At 55.8% G+C, this 21,035-nt stretch carries 24 protein-coding genes; 7 read left to right on the top strand and 17 right to left on the bottom strand.

All coding sequences use genetic code 11. The features are described from left to right. Positions 1 to 9 precede the first annotated feature (9 nt). The gene (locus OKX01_RS03055; protein ID WP_094195648.1) at positions 10 to 387 is read left to right on the top strand and encodes a GtrA family protein; all 378 of its coding nucleotides are present in this window, start codon (positions 10 to 12) and stop codon (positions 385 to 387) included. Here OKX01_RS03055 and OKX01_RS03050 read toward each other — a convergent pair. Together OKX01_RS03050 and OKX01_RS03045 are read right to left on the bottom strand one after the other, a co-directional pair. Continuing rightward, on the bottom strand, positions 326 to 1,996 hold the full coding sequence (locus tag OKX01_RS03050) for an ArnT family glycosyltransferase (protein ID WP_264672433.1): 1,671 nt from the start codon (positions 1,994 to 1,996) through the stop codon (positions 326 to 328). The genes OKX01_RS03055 and OKX01_RS03050 overlap by 62 nt on opposite strands. A 117-nt stretch (positions 1,997 to 2,113) precedes the next feature. After that, a complete protein-coding gene (locus tag OKX01_RS03045; RefSeq protein WP_094195647.1) occupies positions 2,114 to 3,133 on the bottom strand; it encodes a glycosyltransferase family 2 protein in 1,020 nt (339 codons plus the stop codon). Between the two features lie 344 nt (positions 3,134 to 3,477). Between OKX01_RS03045 and OKX01_RS03040 the strand changes: the two genes are divergently transcribed. Beyond that, positions 3,478 to 3,882 carry a group III truncated hemoglobin gene (locus OKX01_RS03040; RefSeq protein WP_094195646.1) on the top strand — a complete coding sequence of 135 codons (405 nt, stop codon included), beginning with the start codon at positions 3,478 to 3,480 and terminating at the stop codon, positions 3,880 to 3,882. A gap of 2 nt (positions 3,883 to 3,884) precedes the next feature. After that, complete coding sequence (locus tag OKX01_RS03035) at positions 3,885 to 4,337, top strand: RrF2 family transcriptional regulator (protein WP_094195645.1); 453 nt, start codon at positions 3,885 to 3,887, stop codon at positions 4,335 to 4,337. 211 nt (positions 4,338 to 4,548) lie between these two features. Here OKX01_RS03035 and serA read toward each other — a convergent pair whose 3' ends face one another. The 7 genes from serA to OKX01_RS03000 all read right to left on the bottom strand — a co-directional run bounded on the left by serA (position 4,549) and on the right by OKX01_RS03000 (position 11,846). Then, complete coding sequence (gene serA, locus OKX01_RS03030; protein ID WP_094195644.1) at positions 4,549 to 5,757, bottom strand: phosphoglycerate dehydrogenase; 1,209 nt, start codon at positions 5,755 to 5,757, stop codon at positions 4,549 to 4,551. Positions 5,758 to 5,981: 224 nt separating this feature from the next. After that, positions 5,982 to 6,983, bottom strand: a complete 1,002-nt coding sequence (locus tag OKX01_RS03025; RefSeq protein ID WP_230019019.1) for a cytochrome-c peroxidase — start codon at positions 6,981 to 6,983, stop codon at positions 5,982 to 5,984. 271 nt (positions 6,984 to 7,254) lie between these two features. Further along, complete coding sequence (locus OKX01_RS03020; RefSeq protein ID WP_094195642.1) at positions 7,255 to 7,959, bottom strand: ABC transporter ATP-binding protein; 705 nt, start codon at positions 7,957 to 7,959, stop codon at positions 7,255 to 7,257. Continuing rightward, a complete protein-coding gene (locus tag OKX01_RS03015) occupies positions 7,952 to 8,773 on the bottom strand; it encodes an ABC transporter ATP-binding protein (protein ID WP_094195641.1) in 822 nt (273 codons plus the stop codon). The genes OKX01_RS03020 and OKX01_RS03015 overlap by 8 nt, the downstream gene beginning before the upstream one ends. Next, positions 8,770 to 9,732 (bottom strand): branched-chain amino acid ABC transporter permease, encoded by a 963-nt coding sequence (locus tag OKX01_RS03010; RefSeq protein ID WP_094195640.1) that lies wholly within the window; start codon positions 9,730 to 9,732, stop codon positions 8,770 to 8,772. Before OKX01_RS03010 ends, OKX01_RS03015 begins: the two co-directional genes overlap by 4 nt. Before the next feature lie 3 nt (positions 9,733 to 9,735). After that, a complete protein-coding gene (locus OKX01_RS03005) occupies positions 9,736 to 10,656 on the bottom strand; it encodes a branched-chain amino acid ABC transporter permease (protein ID WP_094195639.1) in 921 nt (306 codons plus the stop codon). Positions 10,657 to 10,676: 20 nt separating this feature from the next. Next, positions 10,677 to 11,846: an ABC transporter substrate-binding protein gene (locus OKX01_RS03000; RefSeq protein ID WP_094195638.1), complete on the bottom strand. Its 1,170-nt coding sequence runs from the start codon at positions 11,844 to 11,846 to the stop codon at positions 10,677 to 10,679. A gap of 324 nt (positions 11,847 to 12,170) precedes the next feature. On the opposite strand from OKX01_RS03000, the gene OKX01_RS02995 reads away from it, so the two are divergent. From OKX01_RS02995 to OKX01_RS02980, 4 genes are all read left to right on the top strand, one after another. After that, the gene (locus tag OKX01_RS02995) at positions 12,171 to 12,608 is read left to right on the top strand and encodes an inhibitor of vertebrate lysozyme family protein (RefSeq protein WP_264672432.1); all 438 of its coding nucleotides are present in this window, start codon (positions 12,171 to 12,173) and stop codon (positions 12,606 to 12,608) included. Positions 12,609 to 12,681: 73 nt separating this feature from the next. Beyond that, positions 12,682 to 12,876: a heavy-metal-associated domain-containing protein gene (locus tag OKX01_RS02990; RefSeq protein WP_022983238.1), complete on the top strand. Its 195-nt coding sequence runs from the start codon at positions 12,682 to 12,684 to the stop codon at positions 12,874 to 12,876. Positions 12,877 to 13,103: 227 nt separating this feature from the next. Next, the gene (gene ada / locus OKX01_RS02985) at positions 13,104 to 14,168 is read left to right on the top strand and encodes a bifunctional DNA-binding transcriptional regulator/O6-methylguanine-DNA methyltransferase Ada (RefSeq protein WP_264672431.1); all 1,065 of its coding nucleotides are present in this window, start codon (positions 13,104 to 13,106) and stop codon (positions 14,166 to 14,168) included. Between the two features lie 117 nt (positions 14,169 to 14,285). Beyond that, a complete protein-coding gene (locus OKX01_RS02980; protein WP_249461140.1) occupies positions 14,286 to 15,035 on the top strand; it encodes an SDR family oxidoreductase in 750 nt (249 codons plus the stop codon). A 59-nt stretch (positions 15,036 to 15,094) separates the two neighbouring features. Here the strand turns inward: OKX01_RS02980 and OKX01_RS02975 are convergent, their stop codons facing one another. The 8 genes from OKX01_RS02975 to ccmC are packed head-to-tail and all read right to left on the bottom strand — an operon-like array spanning position 15,095 to position 21,031. Continuing rightward, entirely contained in the window at positions 15,095 to 15,832 is a 738-nt protein-coding gene (locus tag OKX01_RS02975) for a cytochrome c biogenesis CcdA family protein (protein ID WP_264672430.1), read from the bottom strand. 1 nt (position 15,833) lies between these two features. Next, entirely contained in the window at positions 15,834 to 16,709 is an 876-nt protein-coding gene (gene ccmI, locus OKX01_RS02970; RefSeq protein WP_094195633.1) for a c-type cytochrome biogenesis protein CcmI, read from the bottom strand. Further along, positions 16,706 to 17,179: a cytochrome c-type biogenesis protein CcmH gene (locus OKX01_RS02965; RefSeq protein ID WP_094195632.1), complete on the bottom strand. Its 474-nt coding sequence runs from the start codon at positions 17,177 to 17,179 to the stop codon at positions 16,706 to 16,708. The genes ccmI and OKX01_RS02965 overlap by 4 nt, the downstream gene beginning before the upstream one ends. After that, the gene (locus OKX01_RS02960) at positions 17,176 to 17,706 is read right to left on the bottom strand and encodes a DsbE family thiol:disulfide interchange protein (RefSeq protein ID WP_094195631.1); all 531 of its coding nucleotides are present in this window, start codon (positions 17,704 to 17,706) and stop codon (positions 17,176 to 17,178) included. The genes OKX01_RS02965 and OKX01_RS02960 overlap by 4 nt, the downstream gene beginning before the upstream one ends. After that, entirely contained in the window at positions 17,703 to 19,676 is a 1,974-nt protein-coding gene (locus OKX01_RS02955) for a heme lyase CcmF/NrfE family subunit (protein WP_264672429.1), read from the bottom strand. Before OKX01_RS02955 ends, OKX01_RS02960 begins: the two co-directional genes overlap by 4 nt. Next, positions 19,673 to 20,122, bottom strand: coding sequence for a cytochrome c maturation protein CcmE (gene ccmE / locus OKX01_RS02950; RefSeq protein WP_094195629.1), 450 nt, complete (start codon positions 20,120 to 20,122; stop codon positions 19,673 to 19,675). Before ccmE ends, OKX01_RS02955 begins: the two co-directional genes overlap by 4 nt. Beyond that, on the bottom strand, positions 20,115 to 20,300 hold the full coding sequence (gene ccmD, locus OKX01_RS02945; protein WP_230019015.1) for a heme exporter protein CcmD: 186 nt from the start codon (positions 20,298 to 20,300) through the stop codon (positions 20,115 to 20,117). Before ccmD ends, ccmE begins: the two co-directional genes overlap by 8 nt. Continuing rightward, on the bottom strand, positions 20,300 to 21,031 hold the full coding sequence (gene ccmC, locus OKX01_RS02940) for a heme ABC transporter permease CcmC (RefSeq protein WP_094195628.1): 732 nt from the start codon (positions 21,029 to 21,031) through the stop codon (positions 20,300 to 20,302). Before ccmC ends, ccmD begins: the two co-directional genes overlap by 1 nt. Between the last annotated feature and the right edge of the window lie 4 nt (positions 21,032 to 21,035).

Raw genomic sequence — 21,035 nt, 5'->3', positions numbered from 1 at the left:
CTCCGCTTTATGTCTCGTCAAATCATTCTGTTCATTCTAGTCGGCACCTTGGCCGCCTTCACACACTGGGGCATTGTAATCGCCCTGGTGCAAACGCTCAGTCTATCTCCCTTGCTGGCTAATCTTTTTGGCTGGCTGATTGCATTTCTGGTGTCTTTTGGCGGCCATTACTGGCTGACGTTCCGTTCCCAGAATGCCCGTTTTTTGCCGGCTCTGACGCGTTTTTTTCTGGTGTCTGCCGCTGGCTTCGCGGTGAACGAAGCCAGCTATGCGTTTTTGCTGAATCACTCCGGCCTGCGCTATGACGTGCTGCTGGGCCTGATTCTTATCGGCCTGGCTGTGCTGACGTTTCTGGCTGGGCGGCTTTGGGCGTTTCGCCGCACATAAGCGCAAACTCATCATGATCAAAACGCCACAGCGCGATGCGCTGATCGTCATACAGGCGCTGGGCATAGTTGAGCACCTGACTTTGACGCACGGCATCTGGCGAGCCAATCAGCCAAACTACAGCCTTGCTGTCCCGGCATAGCTGCTGACGCAAGGTTTCCCGGTCTATCAAGGTCATCGCCCCACGCTGCGGCTCAAAACGGGCGGCTTCCAGCAACTCTTTACGCCAGCTATCGGTGCGCATGATCTCCGGATCATCCCAGCGTTCCATGACGCTGATGTTCTGCAGACCCGGAACATAAAAGCCCATATCGTAGCGGTAGGTATTCAGAAAGACGACCCGGTCCCCCTGTTGATATTCACTCGCCAGCACGCGCCCCAGGGCCTGACTATTAGCCTGTGGTCGCAATATCATCGCGCCCACCGCAACCGCACAAATAGCGACACAAACACCCAGGCTCCAGACCGCAAAGCGCTCTACCTTTGCTGCCCCATCCCGCTGGCTACGACGAATCACTCCATCGGCCAGGAAAAAAGCCCAGGGGCCAATCGCAGGCAAGACATAACCCACCAGCTTGGACGTAGGGATGGAAAAGAAAACCAGCACGGTCAGCAAGGCAGACAGCATCAAGCCCCGTACCGGCCCCAAACCATCTGGACTATTAACAGAGCCACGAAGGCGCTTGAATAAAAATGGCGTCCAACCCAAGGTAGCGACAGGCATCAGGGCAAAGTAGAACCAGAAAGGCTGAGGGTTGTTGAAGCCCGTTTCCAGAAAGCGCTGAAAGTGCTGATAGACGATGTAATAGTCAAAAAAACCGGGGTAACGTGCCTGCATGAGCCACATCCAGGGCGTGGCGACCAGCAACAAGACTCCCAGGCCGGTCAAAGAAAACAGACGCAGCAAGGTACGCCACTGTCCTCGACCCAACAGCCAGAACACCAAGATACCGCCGGGGATCAAAATCCCGATCAAGCCTTTTGCCAGGAAGGCCAAACCTGCGGTGGCATACAGCCCCATCAAGGCCCACCGATAGGGACGCCCCTGCTCCATCTGCAAGGCAGCATGGCCGCCCAATAGCACACAGCTACTGATCAAGGCAGCAACCGTCATGTCCAGATTGGCGTAATGGGAGGCTCCAAACAGCAATGGGCTGCTGACCAGAATCAGAGCCGTCCAGCCCGCATGTTGCTGGCTAGCATGGCGCTTCAGAAAGGCATGCATACCAGCAATCAACAAGGCCGCCATCAAGGCAGGCACCAGACGCGCACCCACAAAATTCACGCCCAGCACTTTCAGGCTCAGCGCAGTGAGCCAGTAATGCAGAGGGGGTTTATGGAAAAACGGCAAGCCGTCCAAACGCGGCACCAGATAATCACCGGATTCCAACATGGACAGAGCCACACCGACATAGCGCCCTTCGTCCGGAATCAGCAGGGGATATACACCTAGGGTCAGCGCAAACCACAGCAGCGCCAGCAGACCCACAGCCAGGCTAGAGAGGGTGCCCAGGTTTCGTACGCCTTGCCCCAGCCAGTAGGCTGGGCCACGCGCGCGCCCAAGAGGCAAGGTTACGCCAGAAGGGGGAAAAGAATTCTCGATACTCATCGACTGTCGCCAAACCAAAAGGGTTAGGCAGCCACCTTCGTGGCTGTCAAAACAATTCAGAATATCGATGTAGCGTCCAATGACACTTGAAAGCAGAACGGCAATTAAACGACTGGATCAGTCCTGTTGCCGAGCCTGACTTTGGGTGCTGCCTTGATCCTGACTGTGAGCGGGTTCCTGATCCGGAGCCAAGCCTTGCCCCCGGCGACGATGCACCAAATACAAAGGTCGGTTCTTGACCTCGGCAAAGATGCTGGCGACATACTCACCTACCACGCCCAGCGAGAGCATATTCACACCCGCAAAGAACAGCACTACGGTGATCAAGGTGGTCCAGCCCCGTACGGCGTCTCCATAAATCAAATGCTTGAAGATAATGAACAAACCGTAGCTGAAAGACAGCATCGCCAGCACCGCACCCAACAAACTCAACAAACGTAGCGGCCAGGTGGTAAATGCCGTCAAACCATCCACTGCAAAGCGTAGTAGTTTGGCGGGGCGGAATCGACTGACCCCATACAAACGCTCGGCGGGGGAGTAGTAAATAGGCTCGGACGGAAAACCCACCCAGGCAAACAAGCCTTTCATGAAACGACTGCGCTCGGGCAAGGCCATCAGGGCATCGACCACACAACGATCCATCAAGCGAAAATCGCCCGCATCACGAGGTACGCGTAGGCCATTGGATGTACGCATCAACTTGTAGAACACACTGGTGCCCACACGCTTTAGCCAAACTTCGTCCTCGCGGGTTTCCCGTACGGCATAGACCATTTCCAGCCCGGTAGACCAACGCTCCAGCATGGTTTCAATCAAGGCAGGAGGATGCTGCAAATCCGCATCCATACACACGACCACCTGCCCGCGACTGGCTTCCAAGCCTGCCGTCAACGCCGCTTCTTTACCGAAGTTGCGTGATAACTGCAGATAAACCAATTGGGGGTAAGTTTGACGCAATTGCTCTATGACCAAAGGCGTTGCGTCAGTGCTGCCATCGTCAACGAAAATGATTTCAAAAGCCGGAACCAGTTCACGCAACGTTGCCACCAGAACGGGCAACAGTGCGGGCAAGTTTTCTGCTTCATTCAAACCCGGGATAACGCAAGAAAGTGTCTGCGCCTGTCTCTTTGTAATCATTATTCCTTGAGCACCATGCTGTAACAAAATTGAGGGCTAGCCAACAAAAAGTAATCGTAGCCTGCCAGCCCGACTCGTGCAATTTACCCTACGCGCTGCTTGCCTTAGCAAAAAAACGCCGCTCAAGATCATCAAGTCCTCTAAAAACCACCTTTCAAGGAAAAAACACCTGAAACACAACATCCATACTCTGAAACTTGGACTCAGTGTAGGAAGGCAGGCGTTGAATCTGCGTGAAATCCGACGTGAACATATCCCGCATCCGAGCGTTTTCTTTCCGGCTTGACCCCGGTGAGCCCTACCAATAAGATAGATAAAATATATATCTTTAAATTAAAAATATTATGACTCTCAACGCTTTGTGTACCCGCCAGGAAATTCATGACCTGGTCTGGGACTTTTACGATCGCATCCGCATGGACGAAGTCCTTGGCCCGATTTTCTCCGAGCGCATCAAGGATTGGGATACACACCTGGGTGTAATGGAAGAGTTCTGGTCGTCCCTGCTGCTCAAGACCGATGGCTTCAATGGCAACCCCATGGCCAAGCACTTGTCGCTCCAGCACATTCAGGCCAGCCACTTTGAACAATGGCTGCGTCTGTTCAAGGAAACCTGTCAGGAACGCGAAAATCAGGCTATGGCCAAACTGGCGCTGGAGTACGCACAGCGTATCGCCCGTAGCTTCTGGTTTGGCTACCAATTCCAGCACAACCCCACCAAAGTAGCCAGCGAACTGCAACTGCCCTGATCATGCGCCTGACCAACCTTACCGACTACGCTCTGCGTCAATTGATGTATCTGGGCCAGAACGAAGACAGGCTTTGCACCATCGCGGAAATTGCCCAGTACCACCAGATTTCCCAAGCCCACCTGATGAAAGTCACCCACCTGCTATCCAAAGGCGGCTGGATTCAGACGCAGCGCGGGAAAAATGGCGGGATGCGGCTGGCGCGTGCTCCTGAAGATATCAATCTGGGCGAGCTGGTGCGCTATACAGAAACCGATCTGGCCGTGGTGGAGTGCTTGGGCAGTGGCACCCATTGCATCCTGAGTGGTCGCTGCAATCTAAGCAATATCCTTAAACAGGCACTGGTTCAGTTCCTGAGTTACCTGGACAACTACACGTTGCGCGACATTATTGTTCCCGGCAGCAGCCCGGAACAGACCATTTCCTGGCCCACCAAGTCGATGCACTCCGCCTGATAGCAAACGGACGGATAGCAAACGGACGGATAGCAAACGGACGGATAGCAAACGGACGGATAGCAAACGGACGGATAGCAAACGGACGGATAGCAAACGGACGGATAGCAAACGGACGGATAGCAAACGGACGGATAGCAAACGGACGGATAGCAAACGGCCCCGGATTTCAAAGAATCCGGGGCCGTTTGTCGACGGTCTGACTCAGGCCTTACGCCGGAAAAATCAGCTCGCTGCGTACGGTACTCGAGTGAGCACGCACGGCGTCCAGCAACTCCTGTTCTGGTACACGATCCAGATCTGTCATGGCATAACCCAGCTCACCTTGTGTTTGCAGCTGCTGACGAGTGATGTTGATGCCGTGTTGGGCCAAAATATTGTTCAAGCCCCCCATTGCACCAGGAACATTGCGATGGACATGCAACAAACGCACGGCGCCTTGAATATCGTAGTACGACACTTCCGGAAAGTTCACTGCGCCCTTAGTGGCACCGCTACGCAAGTAACTGACCAGTTTCTCGGCCACTTCACGGCCAATGTTTTCCTGCGACTCCTGGGTGCTACCGCCAATATGCGGCGTCAGAATCACATTGGGCATGCCGATCAACGGACTCTTTAAAGGCTCGTCCACACTTTTCGGCTCAGTGGGGAAAACATCCAGTGCCGCACCTGCCAAATGACCACTGACCAGGGCCTGATGCAAAGCATCAATGTCCACCACTGTGCCGCGCGACGCGTTGATCAGGATGGAGCCTGGCTTCATGGCCGCGATCGTCTCGGCATTCATGATGTTATGCGTGCCCTGCCCGCCTGGGACGTGCAAGGTCACCACATCGGACTCGGCCAGCATTTGTTTGAGGCTGCCGTAGACACGGGCATTACTCAGCGGCAGTTTGGATTCCACATCATGGTAGAGCACGCGCATACCCAGCGCTTCAGCCAAGGTACCGACCTGAGAACCAATATTGCCGTAGCCAATCACACCCAAAGTCTTGCCACGGATCTCGAAAGCGCCATCGGCACTCTTGTCCCAGAAACCCTGGTGTACGCGCAGGTTCTTCTCGGGGATACGACGCAGCAACAAGATGGCCTCACCCAGCACCAGCTCGGCAACCGAGCGGGTGTTGGAGAACGGCGCATTAAAGACTGGTACGCCGTGGTTCTGGGCCTGGTCCAGATCCACCTGGTTGGTACCAATACAAAAACATCCCAGCACTTTAAGCTGGTCTGCGTGCTCCAGCACCCGGCTGTCAAACTGGGTACGGGAACGAATTCCGACCACTTCGGCGCCTTTGACAGCGTCCAGCAGCTCCTGACCCGACAAGGCTCCCTTGTAGGTCTGAATATCGGTCAAACCAGCAGCCTCAAAAACTTCACGGGCGCTAGGATGAATGTTCTCAAACAGGACAATGCGACTCATGATGGTTCCAGTCATTTAAATAGTATCTAAATGGTACTATTTTTTTAGCCCACCGGATCGAGCATCAACAATAGCAGCAGGGGATTCAAGTCTGACTGGCAGACCAGGACGATGAATCCAAAGCCAAATACAAAAACCCAGGCTCAGAAAACAACGTCCAAGACCTGGGTTATTCAAAGGCAGCTCAAGCCCTTAAAAGCGTTTGCTGCCTGCACAGACTGCTATCAAGAACCAAATGGCACCGGACGTGGTGTGTTGTCACGCGAAGGGGGCAAAATGGGCAGTACGATTTCAGGCTGTTTGCCCGTCAGCGTTTTCAAAAACGCGACGATTTGGGCATTTTCCTCTGCAGAGAAACTGCGACCCAACTGCAAACGACCCATTATATCCACGGCTTCGGTCAAGGTATTTACCGCACCGTCGTGGAAGTAGGGGTAGGTCAACTCGACGTTGCGCAAGGTAGGAACCTTGAAGTTGAAACGGTCGGCATCTTTACCCGTCACAGCCACACGGCCTTCGGCAGGATTGGTGGTTTGGTAGGGCTCGATCAGCCCCATTTTCTGAAAGGACGTACCACCCAGGTTGGGACCGTTGTGGCAAGCTACGCAACCACTACCCTTGAACAGTTGATAGCCGGCCAATTCCTGATCAGTAATGGCTTTCTTATCGCCTTTTAGCCACAGATCAAAGCGCGAATCAGGCGTCACCAAGGTTTCCTCAAACGCGGCAATCGCGGAGGTGACTTCATCAATGCCAAAGTCGGCCTTGCCAAAGACTTGCTTGAACTCGGCCTTGTACTCGGGAATGGAGCTCAGGAACTCCATGGCCAGTTCGTGCGTAAACGCCATTTCCTTGGGATTGGCAATGGGGCCGCCAGCCTGCTCTTTCAGGTCGCTAGCACGGCCATCCCAGAACTGGGCCAGATTCAGGCTGGAGTTCAAGACAGTGGGCGAGTTGATGGGGCCTTCCTGCCATCGATCACCGATGGAGGTACGGATATTGTCCGTGCCGCCCATGCTCAGGTTGTGACAGGAATTACATGAGATAAAGCCCGAACGGGACAAGCGGGGTTCAAACCACAGCTTTTTACCCAGTTCAACACGTGCCGGGTCGCTGACAACAGCAGCGGGAATCGGCTGTACAGGTTCATTTTGCTGGGCTTGCGCGACGCTGCCAAGCAGTAAGCCGGTGGCTAGAGCCGAGAGAGTGAACAGGCGTAATTTCATAACAACTTCCTTATGGGATGACAGAGCTTCCTGCCAGTGAGGTCCGGGTAGGACCCATAACCCTGCTGGCCTTATGGATATCGTAAGGAATGCCATTTCATTACACATTGATACATCGCAAGGAAATAATCTTTCCAGAGATGCTTAGGGAACTTTCAGAGGAAAGTGCAACTAAGCCGCCACGTTCTCTATCACGCCTTGACGAAAGGCAAAAAAAATGCCGCCTGCGATCAAGCAGGCGGCACCTCAGATTTGTTGCAAATTGTGTTTTTTACACGCCCAAATAGCGCGTCCACAAAGTGCGATCGGCCCCCAATGCATCGGAGTTCCCCTGCCAGACCAATTTGCCACGTTCCAAAATGATGTGGTGATCAGACAAGGCCATCAAACGCTCGACATATTTGTCGATCAGCAAGATGGTCTGCCCCTCTTCACGCAAGACGGCCAGACAGTTCCAGATTTCCTCACGCACCTTGGGCGCCAGGCCCTCGGAGGCTTCGTCCAGAATCAGCAGCTTGGGGTTGGTAACCAGGGCACGACCGATGGCCAGCATCTGCTGCTCCCCCCCTGAGAGCTGATTACCCATATTGGAGGCGCGTTCACGCAAGCGCGGGAAAAACTCATAAACACGCTCGGGCGTCCAGGTTTTGCTGGCTTGCGGGTTGCGGTTACAAGCAAACGCCGTCAGGTGCTCGGCCACCGTCAGGTTGGGAAAGCACTGGCGCCCTTCGGGCACAATGGCAATCCCGGCACGGGCAATACGATCCGGATTCCAGCCTGCAATAGACTGGCCGTCGAACTTCACATCCCCACCGCGCACCGGCAACTGGCCCAGAATGGTTTTCAGCAAGGTGGTCTTGCCCATGCCATTGCGGCCCAACACCGTCACCACCTGTCCGCTGCGAATGGACAGATCTACCCCGAACAGCACTTGGCTGGCGCCATAGCCGCTTTGTAATTGAGTTGTTTCAAGCATGGCTTTCCACCTTGGTTGGCACTGGCGTGTCATCGTCGCCCAGATAAGCTTGACGCACAGCCTCGTTATCACGGATTTCGGCAGCCGTACCCGTGGCAATAATGTGACCTGCCACCAGCACAGAAATCCGGTCAGCCAGACGGAAAACGGCTTCCATATCATGCTCGACCAGCAACATGGTGGCTTTGCCACGCATGGTTTCAATCAGTTCAGTCAGACGCAGTGTTTCATCCGGCCCCATCCCGGCCATAGGTTCGTCCAGCAAAAGAACGTGCGGCCGGCTGGCCAACGCTAGGGCGAACTCGACCTTGCGCTGCTCACCATGTGGCAAAACACCAGCCTGAGTGTGCAGCAGCGATGCATTAATGGCGCATTCGGCGGCCAACTCACGGGCCTGCTCATACAACTCGGTTTCCGCCTGACGAGCACGCCAGAAGCGGAAACTGCTGCCACTGCATGCCTGCAAAGCCAATACCAGATTATCCAGCACCGTGTAGTTCTTGAAGATATTGGTGATCTGGAAGGAGCGCGCCAGACCGGCGGCAACACGCTCGTGACCCGACAAGGACGTCACGTCACGCCCGCCCAGCAAGAGCTGGCCCGAATCCGGACTCAAGGTGCCCGACAACAAATGAATCAAAGTGGATTTACCCGCACCGTTCGGGCCGATCAAACCATGGATTTCACCGGGCACCAGGTCCAAAGACACATCATTGGTCGCCTGCAAGGCGCCAAAGCGCTTCATCAGACCACGGGCCTGCAAGGCGGCCGAGCCACTGCCTGCCTTGGAGGTGGCTGCTATCGTATTCGTCATGTTTGCTCCTTGGCGGTAGTAGCTGGATCAGCGACCGAGCGGATACGTACCAGTCCGGCCAATCCCTTGGGGGCAAAGAACACCACCAGCAGCAATAAAATACCCAAAGGCATGTGCCAGTACTCGGTCCAGTTGCGCAGCAACTCTTCCAGCACCAGCATCACAAACGCCCCCAGCGCACCGCCATACAACAGACCAATCCCCCCCACCAGCACCATGATGATCAGGTCCGCTGATTGAGTCCAATTCATCAGGCTAGGCGAGACAAACAGGTTATGGTTGGCCAACAAAGCCCCAGCCAGCCCCATGATGGCACCACTCAAGGTGTAGGCCGTTAGGCGAATGCGGTAGACGGGGTAGCCCAAGGTCGTCATGCGACTTTCGTTTTCACGCGTGCCCATCAAGGCCTGTCCGAAACGAGCATTAACCAGACGGTTGATCAGGAACAGAACCGCCAGTAACAGAGCCAGAACCAGGTAGTAAAAGCTCAGTTCATTGCCCAAATCAATACCGGGCAAAGAGGAATGGTTGTACATGTTCAAACCGTCCTCGCCACCGTACTGCCGCAAGGAGATGAACAGATAAAAGATCATCTGCGCAAACGCCAGCGTAATCATGATGAAGTACACACCACGAGTACGCAGCGACACGGCACCAGTCAGGAAAGCCAGCAAACCGGAAATCAGCATGGCGGCTGGCCAGGTGATCAGGCCGCTTTGCACACCTTCAGTGGCTAAAATGCCCACGGTATAGGCCCCGGCGCCAAAGAAAGCAGCATGCCCCAGAGCCACCATCCCGCCATAACCGAGCACCAGATTCAAGGCAGTCGCTGCCATGGCATAGATGAAGATACGGCGTACAAAGGAAATATAAAACTCAAGCCCGTACAGCGGTGCAATCAAGGGGAAAGCCAACAAGGCCACCAGCGCCAGGACCGATAAAATACGCGAAGTAGACATACATTAACCTCGCGCCGGGAACAAGCCCGAAGGACGGAAAACAAGAACAACAGCCATCAGAACATAGATCGAAATGGCAGCAATCGTAGGACCGACACTGGATGCCACATCCGCCGGGAATACGTTACGCAGCAACATCGGCAGGAAGGCACGGCCAGCAGTATCAACCATACCCACCAGCAAGGCACCTACAAACGCACCACGAATCGAACCAATGCCGCCGATCACGATGCACACCAGGACCAGGATCAGGATGTCCTCGCCCATACCGATCTGAACCGCTGTAATCGGCCCGAGCAAGGCACCGGCCAGCGCAGCCAAAGCGGCTCCCAGAGTAAATACCCCCAAGAACAGGATAGGCACGCGAACCCCCATCAGGGTCGCCATTTGTCGGTTGGATGCACCTGCCCGCACGAGCACCCCGGCTCGGGTTTTGGTCACGAAGGCATACAGAGCCAGTGCCACCACCAGACCGACCGCAATAATCATCAGACGGAAGGCGGGATAGAGGAAATCAGGCAAGAGTTCGACCGGCCCGGACAACAAGGCAGGCATATTCAACATAACGGGGGTTGGGCCCCAAATCATTTTGACCACATCATTGGCGATCAAAATAACGGCGTAGGTTCCCAATACCTGAGCCAGGTGATCACGAGTGACCAGCTTGCGCAGAATGAGAATTTCCAAGGCAATACCGACCAGGGCTGTCACTGCCACCGCCACCACAATGGCGGCGGTAAAGGACCCTGTACGCTGCATGGTTTCCGCGGCCACATAGGCTCCCGCCATATAGAGGGAGCCGTGGGCCAGGTTCATGATATCCATAATGCCAAAGACCAATGTCAGGCCGGCGGCAATCAGAAACAACATCAAACCAAACTGCAAACCATTCAGCAATTGCTCGCTAATCAGAATGAGCGACATGCTTTTACCACCTGTGAATCTTAATTAAGTTTGCAATCTTTGGCGTAGACATCCTGGTAGGAGTCAAACACCTTGCTGACCATACGGTTTACAAGACGTCCGTCCTGATCCTTGACCACCTCACGTAGGTAGTAAGCCTGAATGGGGAAATTGTTGTTGCCGTAGGTAAAGGGGCCACGAACCGAGTTGTAGTCGGCCGCTTTCAATGCCTTGAGCACCGCTTCGCGGTCAGACACCTTGCCATCGACCTGTTTGACGGCGGCGTCGATCGCCAAAATCACGTCATAAGCCTGGGCGGCGTAAACCGAGGGGTATCGGCCGTCGTAGGCTTTGCGAAACTCCTCAACAAAGGTCTTGTTGGCCGGAATATCCAGATCTGGTGACCACTGGGCGGTATTGAGCATGCCCAGAATAGGCTCGCCCACGGCGGGGATAATGTCTTCATCACCCGAGAAGGCCGGACCCAGCAAGACCACATCCTTGTTCAGGCCTGCGGCCACGAACTGTTTGATGAAGTTGATGCCCATGGCACCGGGCAGAAAGAAAAACACGGCCTGAGGCTTGGCAGCACGGATTTGTGCCAATTCAGCCGAGTAATCGATCTGGCCCAACTTGGTGTAGAGCTCATTGTCAACGGGTTTGCCATAACCTCGTTTGAAGCCGTTCAAGTGGTCTTTGCCGGCTGGGTAATCAGGGGCAATGATGAACATTTTTTCGTAATTGCGATCCGCCGCCACTTTACCGGCAGCCTCGTCAAAGGCGTCGTTCTGGTAGGACACGCCAAAGAAGTACGGATTACAACCAGCGCCGGCCAGTTGGCTGGGGCCCGGGTTGCTGGTCAGATAAGGTACTTTGGCCGAGAACAAGGCGGGAGCCACTGCCAGGGCGACGTTGGAGCCGACAGGGCCAGTAAAGAAGTCGATCTTGTCGCGTTGAACGAAACGATTGACCAATTGGCGGGCCTGATCCGGATTACCGGCCATATCCTGTGCAATGAACTCGGCAGGAAAGCCGCCCAGCTTGCCATCCAATTGCTTGATGGCCAGATTGAAGCCATCGCGAACCTCGCCCCCAACAGCCGCAAACGGACCGGATGTATCCATTGCCATCCCCACTTTGATGGTATCGGCATGAGCCAGAGAACCACCAAAAGCCGCAGCCAACGCCACGGTCAATGCAATACGTTTCATGTTATCTCCTTGCGCCACCGCGCTTATAGGCTGTCTTTCTTTAAGATGCACAGCAGATCGAAACACCAATTCAACTATGCCAACCATTCATTTATAAATAGTTTAGTTATCAAACAATTTTGCTGACAAGCTGTGGTTTTTACCTACACTCCTTCAAGTCCAGGTCATTCGACAAGAAACAGAGGACCGTACCAACTCCCTGTACGGATAAGCACTATAACGACTGTAGAGATAGCCGTTTATGCACGTTTTCCTTGATTTTGTTAACAATATTGCGCCAGACCCGCTGCTACACTGACGGCTTGCGTCATTATTGGAGATCCCATGCGTATTTCCCATTCTCTGTGTCGCCTTGTCCTTGGCAGCGCCCTGCTCGTTCCCGTCCTGAGCCATGCACAGTCCTCGGAATCCGTGTATCTGGCTGATCTGGCCAAGTCCAACAAGCAAGTGGCCCAGCAATATCAAAGCCTGATGCAGGACGTTGCCAAACGCGCCAGCTGGGTAAAAGAATTTGGTACGGCTTCACCGGGTGAGACCGTTTCCCTGGATGGCCGCGACTACCAGGTCTTCCAGGGCTGCAAGCCTCATGACTGCACCAGCTCCAGCTACGTTGTCCTGCTGGATGCACAAGCGCAGACCCTCTCCTACGGCGCTTTTGTCGAAAACAAGGAATCGGGCCCAGGTTGGGCCAGCAGCCAGATTCAATGGCTGGGAAATCCCGAGCTTGATCAAATCCGTTTGATGTCGCCTGCCCTGTTCTAAAGCAAACAGCACTTGACCTTGCCCCCGTGGCAAGCCTTAAGCTGGCTCCATTGTTTTTATCAAGGAGTCAGCTATGTCCACCTTCTCCGTACCCGACATGACCTGCGGCCACTGTGTACGCAGCATCACCGAAGCCATTCAGGCTGTCGCCCCTCAAGCCACCGTCAGCACGGATCTGGAAAAACACCAGGTTACTGTTCAAGGTCTGGATGGCGCGCAAGCCCTGAAAGTGATTGAAGAAGCGGGTTACACCCCCAGCGCCCTGTAAGCATGCCGCGCCTTTCATGGCGTCAATGCTGCAGAGCGGAAAAGGCCGGTTGTTACCGGCCTTTTTCTATCGCGGACTTGGCGGGCACGAGCATACCGGCAATGGCTGCACGCCTCTGAGACAATACCGGTCAGGCCTGCCAATATTGGCCGCAAGAATCGGAGTGCTTGCGATGAAAGACCAGCGTATTCTGGCTTCGTAATGAATGATGTCAGGACATATGCCTCATGACTAAAAAGCGTGCTTACGAAACTGAGGATCAGCGCTGGGCAGCCGTGCAAGCGCGGGACTGCGCCGCCGACGGCCAGTTCGTCTATGCGGTACGCACCACAGGCGTGTACTGCCAACCCAGCTCGACAACACGGCTTCCCAAGCGCGAAAACGTCGAGTTTTTTGATTCGGCCCAGGCTGCGGAAGCAGCGGGCTACCGTTACAGTCGTCGCGTCCGTGGCAACCAAACCAGTGCCGCAGCCGAACGAGCCGCGATCGTGGCGCGTGCCTGCCGCCTGATCGAAACGTCGGAAACACCCCCTTCGCTGAAGCAACTGGCCACCGCAGTAGGTAAGAGCCCCTTTCATTTCCACCGACTGTTCAAAGCGGAAACCGGCCTGACGCCCAAGGCATACAGCTCGGCCTATCGCGCTCGCAGACTGCGCGAGGAACTGAGCAGCCCCAACGCCTCCATCACGAACGCAATCTACGACAGCGGATTCAACTCCAACAGCCGCTTTTATGAAACCTCTGGACAGTTGTTGGGCATGCGCGCGCGCGAGTACCGGGCCGGTGGTGCCGGTGCGCTTATCCGTTTCGCGGTGGGCCAGTGTTCGCTGGGAGCCATTCTGGTCGCCCAGAGCCAACGCGGCATCTGTGCCATCCTGCTAGGCGAGGACCCCGAACAACTGGTGCGCGATCTGCAAGACCAGTTTCCCAAAGCCGAGCTTATCGGCAGCGACGGGGATTTCGAGCAATTGATCGCCCAGGTCGTGGGCTTTATCGAAACCCCTTCAATTGGTTTGCACCTACCGTTGGATGTACAGGGCACGGCCTTCCAGGAGCGTGTCTGGCGCGCCTTATGCGAGATCCCACCCGGCACCACCGTCAGCTACACCGAGATCGCCGAACGCATCGGCGCTCCCAAAGCGGTGCGCGCTGTGGCGCAGGCCTGCGCCAACAACCACATTGCCGTGGCTATCCCCTGCCATCGCGTCGTGCGGCGCAATGGCGACCTGGCCGGCTACCGCTGGGGTATAGACCGTAAACGTGAACTACTGCGTCGTGAAGTACAAGACTGATAGTCGGCTGCCTGCCCCATCATCAATAACGGGTTTTGAAGGCAAGAAACGGAGTTCCCCGTCAGGCCAGGATACATACGATATGAGCTCCCAATAGAAATACAGGAGATTTCACTCATGGCTTTGCTTGATGGAAAGGTTGCCCTTGTTACCGGAGCATCCTCTGGTATTGGACGCGCCATCGCATTGATGTTTGCTGAGCAGGGAGCGGCACTTGTTCTTACGGCAAGGCGTGGCGCATTGCTTGAGGCCGTCGCCAAGGAAATCCGACAACAGGGTGGCCGCGCTGAGTTTGTGGCGGGGGACATTACACAGGCTCAAACCCATGAGCAGTTGATCGACACCGCGACCAGCAAATTTGGCGGTCTGGATATTGCAATCAATAACGCCGGTATTGTCGGTGCCCTCAAGCCGCTGGCTGAGATGACGCTGGAAGAATGGCAAGCCACACTGGACACCAATCTTGGAGCAGCCTTTTTGGGTGCGCGTAGCCAGATTCCGGCCATGCTCAAGCGCGGTGGCGGTTCGATTGTTTTCACATCGAGCTTTGTAGGCACCAGTGTTGGCCTGCCCGGCATGAGCGCCTATGGAGCCGCTAAGGCGGCACTCATGGGATTGGTCAAAGGCATCACTGCAGACTATGCGGCCAACGGCTTACGAGCCAATGCCCTTTTACCGGGCGGAACCGATACAGACATCGCCGGAGACCAGAGCACCAAAGAATGGGCGGCTGGGCTGCACGCCATGAAACGAATCGCCAAACCTGAAGAAATTGCATCTGCTGCGCTTTTTCTTGCCAGCCCCATGTCCAGTTTTGTTACCGGCTCCGCCCTGTTTGCGGATGGCGGCAATGCGGCTGTGAAATGACAAGACGGTGCTTCCTGACAACAGAGGAAGCACCGCACGGATTTCAGGTAGCCGAAGGCTTAGCCCAACTGCCCTAAAACCGGGAACGTCTTGAGCACCCAGATAGCAAAACGCGCCAGTTCACCTGTGGCCATAGCCCAGCCCATCACAATCAAAACCAGACCCGCGCCCCAGCGCACATAGAGCCCGATCTTCCTGATTTGCGTCATGCGTTGCAAAAAAGGCGTCACAAAGCAGGCGGCCAGGATAAAAGGGACGCCCAGGCCCAAGGCGTAAACGGACAGCAGAATACTGGCTTTGCCTGCGCTGGCCGTGCTGGCGCCCATCATCAAAATGCCAGCCAGAATCGGGCCGATACAGGGAGTCCAACCAAAACCGAAGGCCAGGCCCATCACCGTTGCACCGCCAGGACCAGCCGCCTTGCCGGACTCAAAGCGATAGTAGCGTTGCAGGCTCATGGGCATGCGCAGTACACCCATCACACTCAAACCTGCTAGCGCTACCATGACGCCCGCCGCCACATTCAGCTCATAACGGTACGCCATCAACAACTGCCCCAGATACGACAGGCTGGCCCCCAAAGCGATGAACACCAGCGAAAAACCGGCGACAAAGCAAACGCTGCGCCCCAGTAGCTGGCTGCGCTTGACCTGCGTATACACCTGTCCGTCCCCAGCCAGATAGGACAAATAGCCGGGGACCAGAGGCAAAACGCAGGGGGATAGAAACGAAGCCATCCCCGCCAAAAACGCTGTTGTCAGAGCGATCAAGCCCAAATCCAAAGACACTATTTCCATATCAAGGGGCCGTAGCAGGTTCCGCTGCAGGCGTGGCCGGCATACGCATACGTTCGCGCGCCAGTTGCAAGCCTTGATTCACTACCTTGGCGGTTTCCGAATCTGGCGGGAACTGCGCCAACAAACGCTGCCAATAATCGATCGCTGCCGGGTATTGCTCGTTATGCAAAGCAGCCGCTCCAGCTAGCATCAAACCCAAAGGTTCTTCAGGGTACAGATCCAGCGACCGCTTGACCAGGCGGCCTGGCAAGCCATCCAAGGTGTCGATACCTGCCAACAGCATGGACTCGGCATACTCGGCAAGCGCAGCCGGATCTCCGTCCACGACCGGCATGGCTTTGGCATAAGCTTCTGCCGCTTGCTGGTGACGGCCATAATAGCGATGCGAACGGGCCATCATCAACCAGGCACCAGGATCATCCGGATTGTCTTTGAGACGCTGCTCCAGACGGGCCACCATGGCCTCAATATCCACGGGCTGGGCGTTGGCCTGCTGCTGCACGGCAGCCGGGTCCAGCATCACCGGATTACCCAGATAAAAATACAAGGCGATGGCGGCAAGCGGAATACTCAGCATCAAGGTCCAAGCCAGCCTGGGTGCGCCGGTTTGTTGCACTGCTTCCGTTTTCAGGCCCTCGTTCTCCTCCAGTACACGTTGGCGCAAATCCATCTGCGCCTGCTCGAAATCCTGAGCAGACAACACACCCGCCTGCTTGTCTCGCTCAATCTCTTTGAGCTGCTCGCGCAAAATCGCCAGATTGGCCTGTTTGTGTTCCACCACTCGCTGCAAGGCCGGTTTGCGCTTGACGCTTAACATCAAATACAGCGCACACACCAAGACCAGCAGTGCGGCCACGATATAAAAAACAATAGTCACGATTGTTCATCCCGAGAAGAACCTTGCAAAAGCGCATCGGCTTGACGACGCTGCTCATCGGTCAGGGCCGTGTCATCACCGGCACGGTGTCGACGGCGCAAGGTAAAGGCATAAACCAGAAAACCGATCAACAGCAACAGGGCAGGCCCCAACCAAAGCATCACCGTGCTGGCTTTGAAAGGCGGGCGATACAAGATGAAATCACCGTAGCGGTCCACCATGTATGTACGGATTTGATCCGGGGTACGGCCCTGGCCCAGCTGTTCCATGATCTGGTGGCGCAAGTCCACGGCCAGCTCGGCACGCGAAGCCGCAATAGACTCGTTCTGGCACACCAGACAACGCAGTTCAGCCGCAATTTCCAGCATCACCGACTCCTGCGCACCTTGCACCCCCGACTGGGCTTGGGCAGACGGTAGAAAAAGCCACACACTGGCAACCAGTGCCGCCATCCATTGACGCATCATCATGGCTGCTGCTCCAAACGACGAATTAAGGGCAACAAGGTTTCCTCCATGGACTCACGCGACACGGGGCCTATGTGCTTGAAGCGCACAATGCCCTGCTTGTCGATCACAAAGGTTTCCGGCACACCATACACACCGAAATCAATGCCCACACGCCCGTCCCGATCCATAACGGAAACCTCGTAAGAGTTGCCATTGCGCAGCAACCACTCACGGCTTTCCTCGGGTACATCCTTGTAGTTCAGACCCACAACCGGCACCTTGTGCTTGGTGGACAGCTCCTTGATAAAAGGATGCTCTGTCAAACACGGATAGCACCAGGAGGCCCACACGTTCAACAGCCAGACGCGGCCTTTCATTTGCTCCCCCGAAAAACTGGCTTCAGGCTTGTGCAATTGAGGCAGGCTGAACGCCGGGGCCGGTTTATCAACCAAGGGCGAAGGCACCTCGCTGGGTTTCAAGGTCAAACCAATACCCAGAAACACCAACAACAGCACAAAGCCGATCAAAGGGACGGTAAAACGGTTCATGCCTGCACCTGCTTGTGCGTATTCATGGCCTTGTTCTGTACAGCGGTACGAGTTTGCTTGACACGATAGCGTCGATCACTGATCGCCAGTCCGCCACCCAAGGCCATCAGCAAACAACCCAGCCAGATAAAGTCCACCAGCGGTTTGTAGTACAGACGTACACTCCAGACGCCTTGGTCATACTTATCGCCCAGTGCCACGTAAATATGACGCAAGCCATTGGTATTGATCGCCGATTCCGTCATGGGCAAGGCCGAGGACAGGTAAGTGCGATTTTCCGGGTACAAGGTAGCGACCACCTTGCCGTCCCGTAACAGCTCCACCGTGCCACGCTCGGCGGAGAAATTTGGACCGGGCACAATATGTACGCCTTGGAAACGTGCGTCATACGCGCCGACCTGCGCGGTCTGTCCAGGCTGCAACAGAACGTCGGTTTCTGTTTCGTAATGACTGACCATGGTCACGCCCAGAACAAAAACCGCCACCCCCATATGCGCCAGATGCTGTCCCAGCCAGCTACGTGGTTGCGAGAACACGCCTGAACGCGTGGCGCGCACACGCTTGACCACATCGAACAAGCTGCCCAGCACGATCCACACGGCCAATCCCGCCCCCAAGGCGGCAGTGCCCTGCCATTGCCCATACAGCAACGGAATAGCGGCACCCAACACGACGCTGAACACAATCACCAAGGCCAGTTGGCGCACCAGATCCAGAACGTTGGCTCGTTTCCAGTTCGCCAGCACACCAAAGACAATCAAGACCAAAGCCGGGATCATCAAAGGGACAAACACCTTATTGAAATAAGGCGGGCCTACCGAGATTTTGCCCAGGCCCAAGGAATCCATGATCAGCGGGTACAAGGTTCCTAGCAAGACTGTACCTGTCACCACCACCAGCAAAACATTATTGACCAGCAGCAAGGATTCACGCGACACCACGGCAAACTGCCCGCCTGCCCCGACACGCGGTGCGCGCCAGGCAAACAGAATCAGGGAGCTACCAACAATGACGGCAAACAGACTCAGAATGAACACACCACGGGCCGGGTCTGTCGCAAACGCATGCACCGACGTCAGCACACCGGAGCGCACCAGGAAGGCGCCCAAGATGGACAAGGAGAAGGTGCTGATTGCCAGCAATACGGTCCAGTTCTTGAAGCTGCCACGTTTCTCCGTGACCGCCAAAGAGTGAATCAAGGCAGTACCCGCCAACCAGGGCACAAAGGAGGAGTTCTCCACCGGATCCCAGAACCACCAGCCGCCCCACCCCAGCTCGTAATAGGCCCACCAGCTACCGACCGCAATCCCCAAGGTCAGGAACAACCAGGCCGAGGTTGTCCAGGGACGCGACCAACGTGCCCAACTGGCATCCAGACGGCCTGCCAGCAAAGCAGCAATCGCAAAGGCAAAGGCCACCGAAAAACCCACATAGCCCATATACAGCAAGGGCGGGTGAATAATCAGACCAATATCCTGCAAGAGCGTGTTCAGGTCCAAACCTTCAGCCGGCACCGGGAACATGCGCTCAAAGGGGTTGGAACTGAGCAGGACAAACAACAGGAAACCGGCGGTGATCAGCCCCAATACACCCAGCACCCGAGCCAGCATGGCCTCAGGCAAGGAGCGCGAGTAAACACTGACGGCAAAAGCCCAGCCTGTTTGCATGAACATCCACAGCAAGAGCGAGCCTTCGTGCCCGCCCCATACTGCGGCAATGCGGTAGAACAAAGGCAGCTTGGTGCTGGAGTTCTGCGCCACATAGGCGACCGAAAAATCAAAGCTGACAAAAGACCAGGCCAGACACAGCAAGCTGAACGCCACCAGACCGAATTGCCAGCGCGCTGCCGGGCGCGCAAAGGCCATCCAGGCCAGATTGCCGCGCCAGGCGCCGTACAAGGACACAATGCCTTGGGCCAGCGCCAGCACAAAGGTAAGAATCAGGGCAAAGTGCCCAAGCTCCGGGATCATGGCTGGGCTCCTTGTTTGGCACGCTCGGCCTGCTCCATGGCATGCATGGCCTCGGGCGGCATGTAGTTTTCATCGTGCTTGGCCAGCACTTCTTCCGCTACAAAATGGCCCTGCTCGTTCAGGCGGCCTTGGGCCACCACGCCTTTCCCCTCTTGAAACAGATCCGGCAAAATTCCGGTATAGCTGACGGGCACCTGGGCCGCACCGTCTGTCACCACAAAATTCACAGCCATACCTTGGGCTCCACCACGGCGAATACTGTCCATCTGCACAATGCCGCCCACCCGGAAAGTCCGGTTTTCAGGGCTTTGCCCCTGGCTAACCTCAGTAGGGGTGAAAAAGAACACCAAGCTGCTTTGAAAGGCGTTCAGGACCAAAGCCGTTGCCGCTCCCAGTACCACTAAAGCGCCCAGAATCAGGGCAAGACGATTCTGTCGCTTAGTCATGACGCTGCTCTCCCAGGGCGCGCTCATCACGCACCCGTTGCCAGGCGCGTGCCCGTCCTGCCCGTACGCTGAGCACTTCGCCCAGCAACAATACGGTACAGGCCAGCACCGAGCCCCATACGTACACGGCGTAGCCGCCCATAGCGAAAAAATCGCCCACACTCGACCAATGCATCATCAGCCCTCCGTCAAGTTGCGAACCCAGGCGGTATGCGCCTCACGTTCAAGAATCAAATTGCGCACCCGATACAGTGCGATGGCAATGCTGTAGCACCACATGGCCAGACTCATCAGCAACATGCCCGTCAGCATGACGGTCGCCATGGAAGGCGAGCTGGTCAGCGATACCGAAGCCCCCTGATGCAAGGTGTTCCACCATTGCACCGAGAAATAGATAACGGGCACATTGACCACCCCGACCAAGGCCAGAATGGAGGCGGCTTTATCCGCGCGGCGCGGGTCGTCGATCGCCCCGCGCAAACCCATGAAACCCATATACAGAAACAGCAGCAACAATTCGGACGTCAGACGGGCATCCCAGACCCACCAGGCGCCCCACATAGGCTTGCCCCACAGCGCACCAGTCACCAAGGACAAAACCGTACAGATCGCCCCGGTCGGTGCCAGTGCAGCGGCCATCATGGCTGCCGTACGGCTATTGAAAACCAGGCTGATCAAGGACCAGAAACCCATGGCCAGGTAAATCAGCATGGACATCCAGGACACCGGTACATGCAGAAAAATAATGCGGTAACCCTCGCCTTGCTGGAAATCCGTCGGGGCCAGGAAAAAGCCCACATAAGCCCCTGCCACGAACAGCAACAGGGCCAATGCAGCGGCCCACGGCACAATGCGTCCGGCCAGGACATAAAAGTTTTGAGGGGCGGCGTAACGATACAAAAAGTTCATGGAA

The sequence above is a fragment of the Alcaligenes sp. SMD-FA genome, from assembly GCF_025960365.1.
Lineage (GTDB): Bacteria > Pseudomonadota > Gammaproteobacteria > Burkholderiales > Burkholderiaceae_B > Alcaligenes > Alcaligenes aquatilis.
This window is presented reverse-complemented; position numbering and strand designations above follow the sequence as displayed.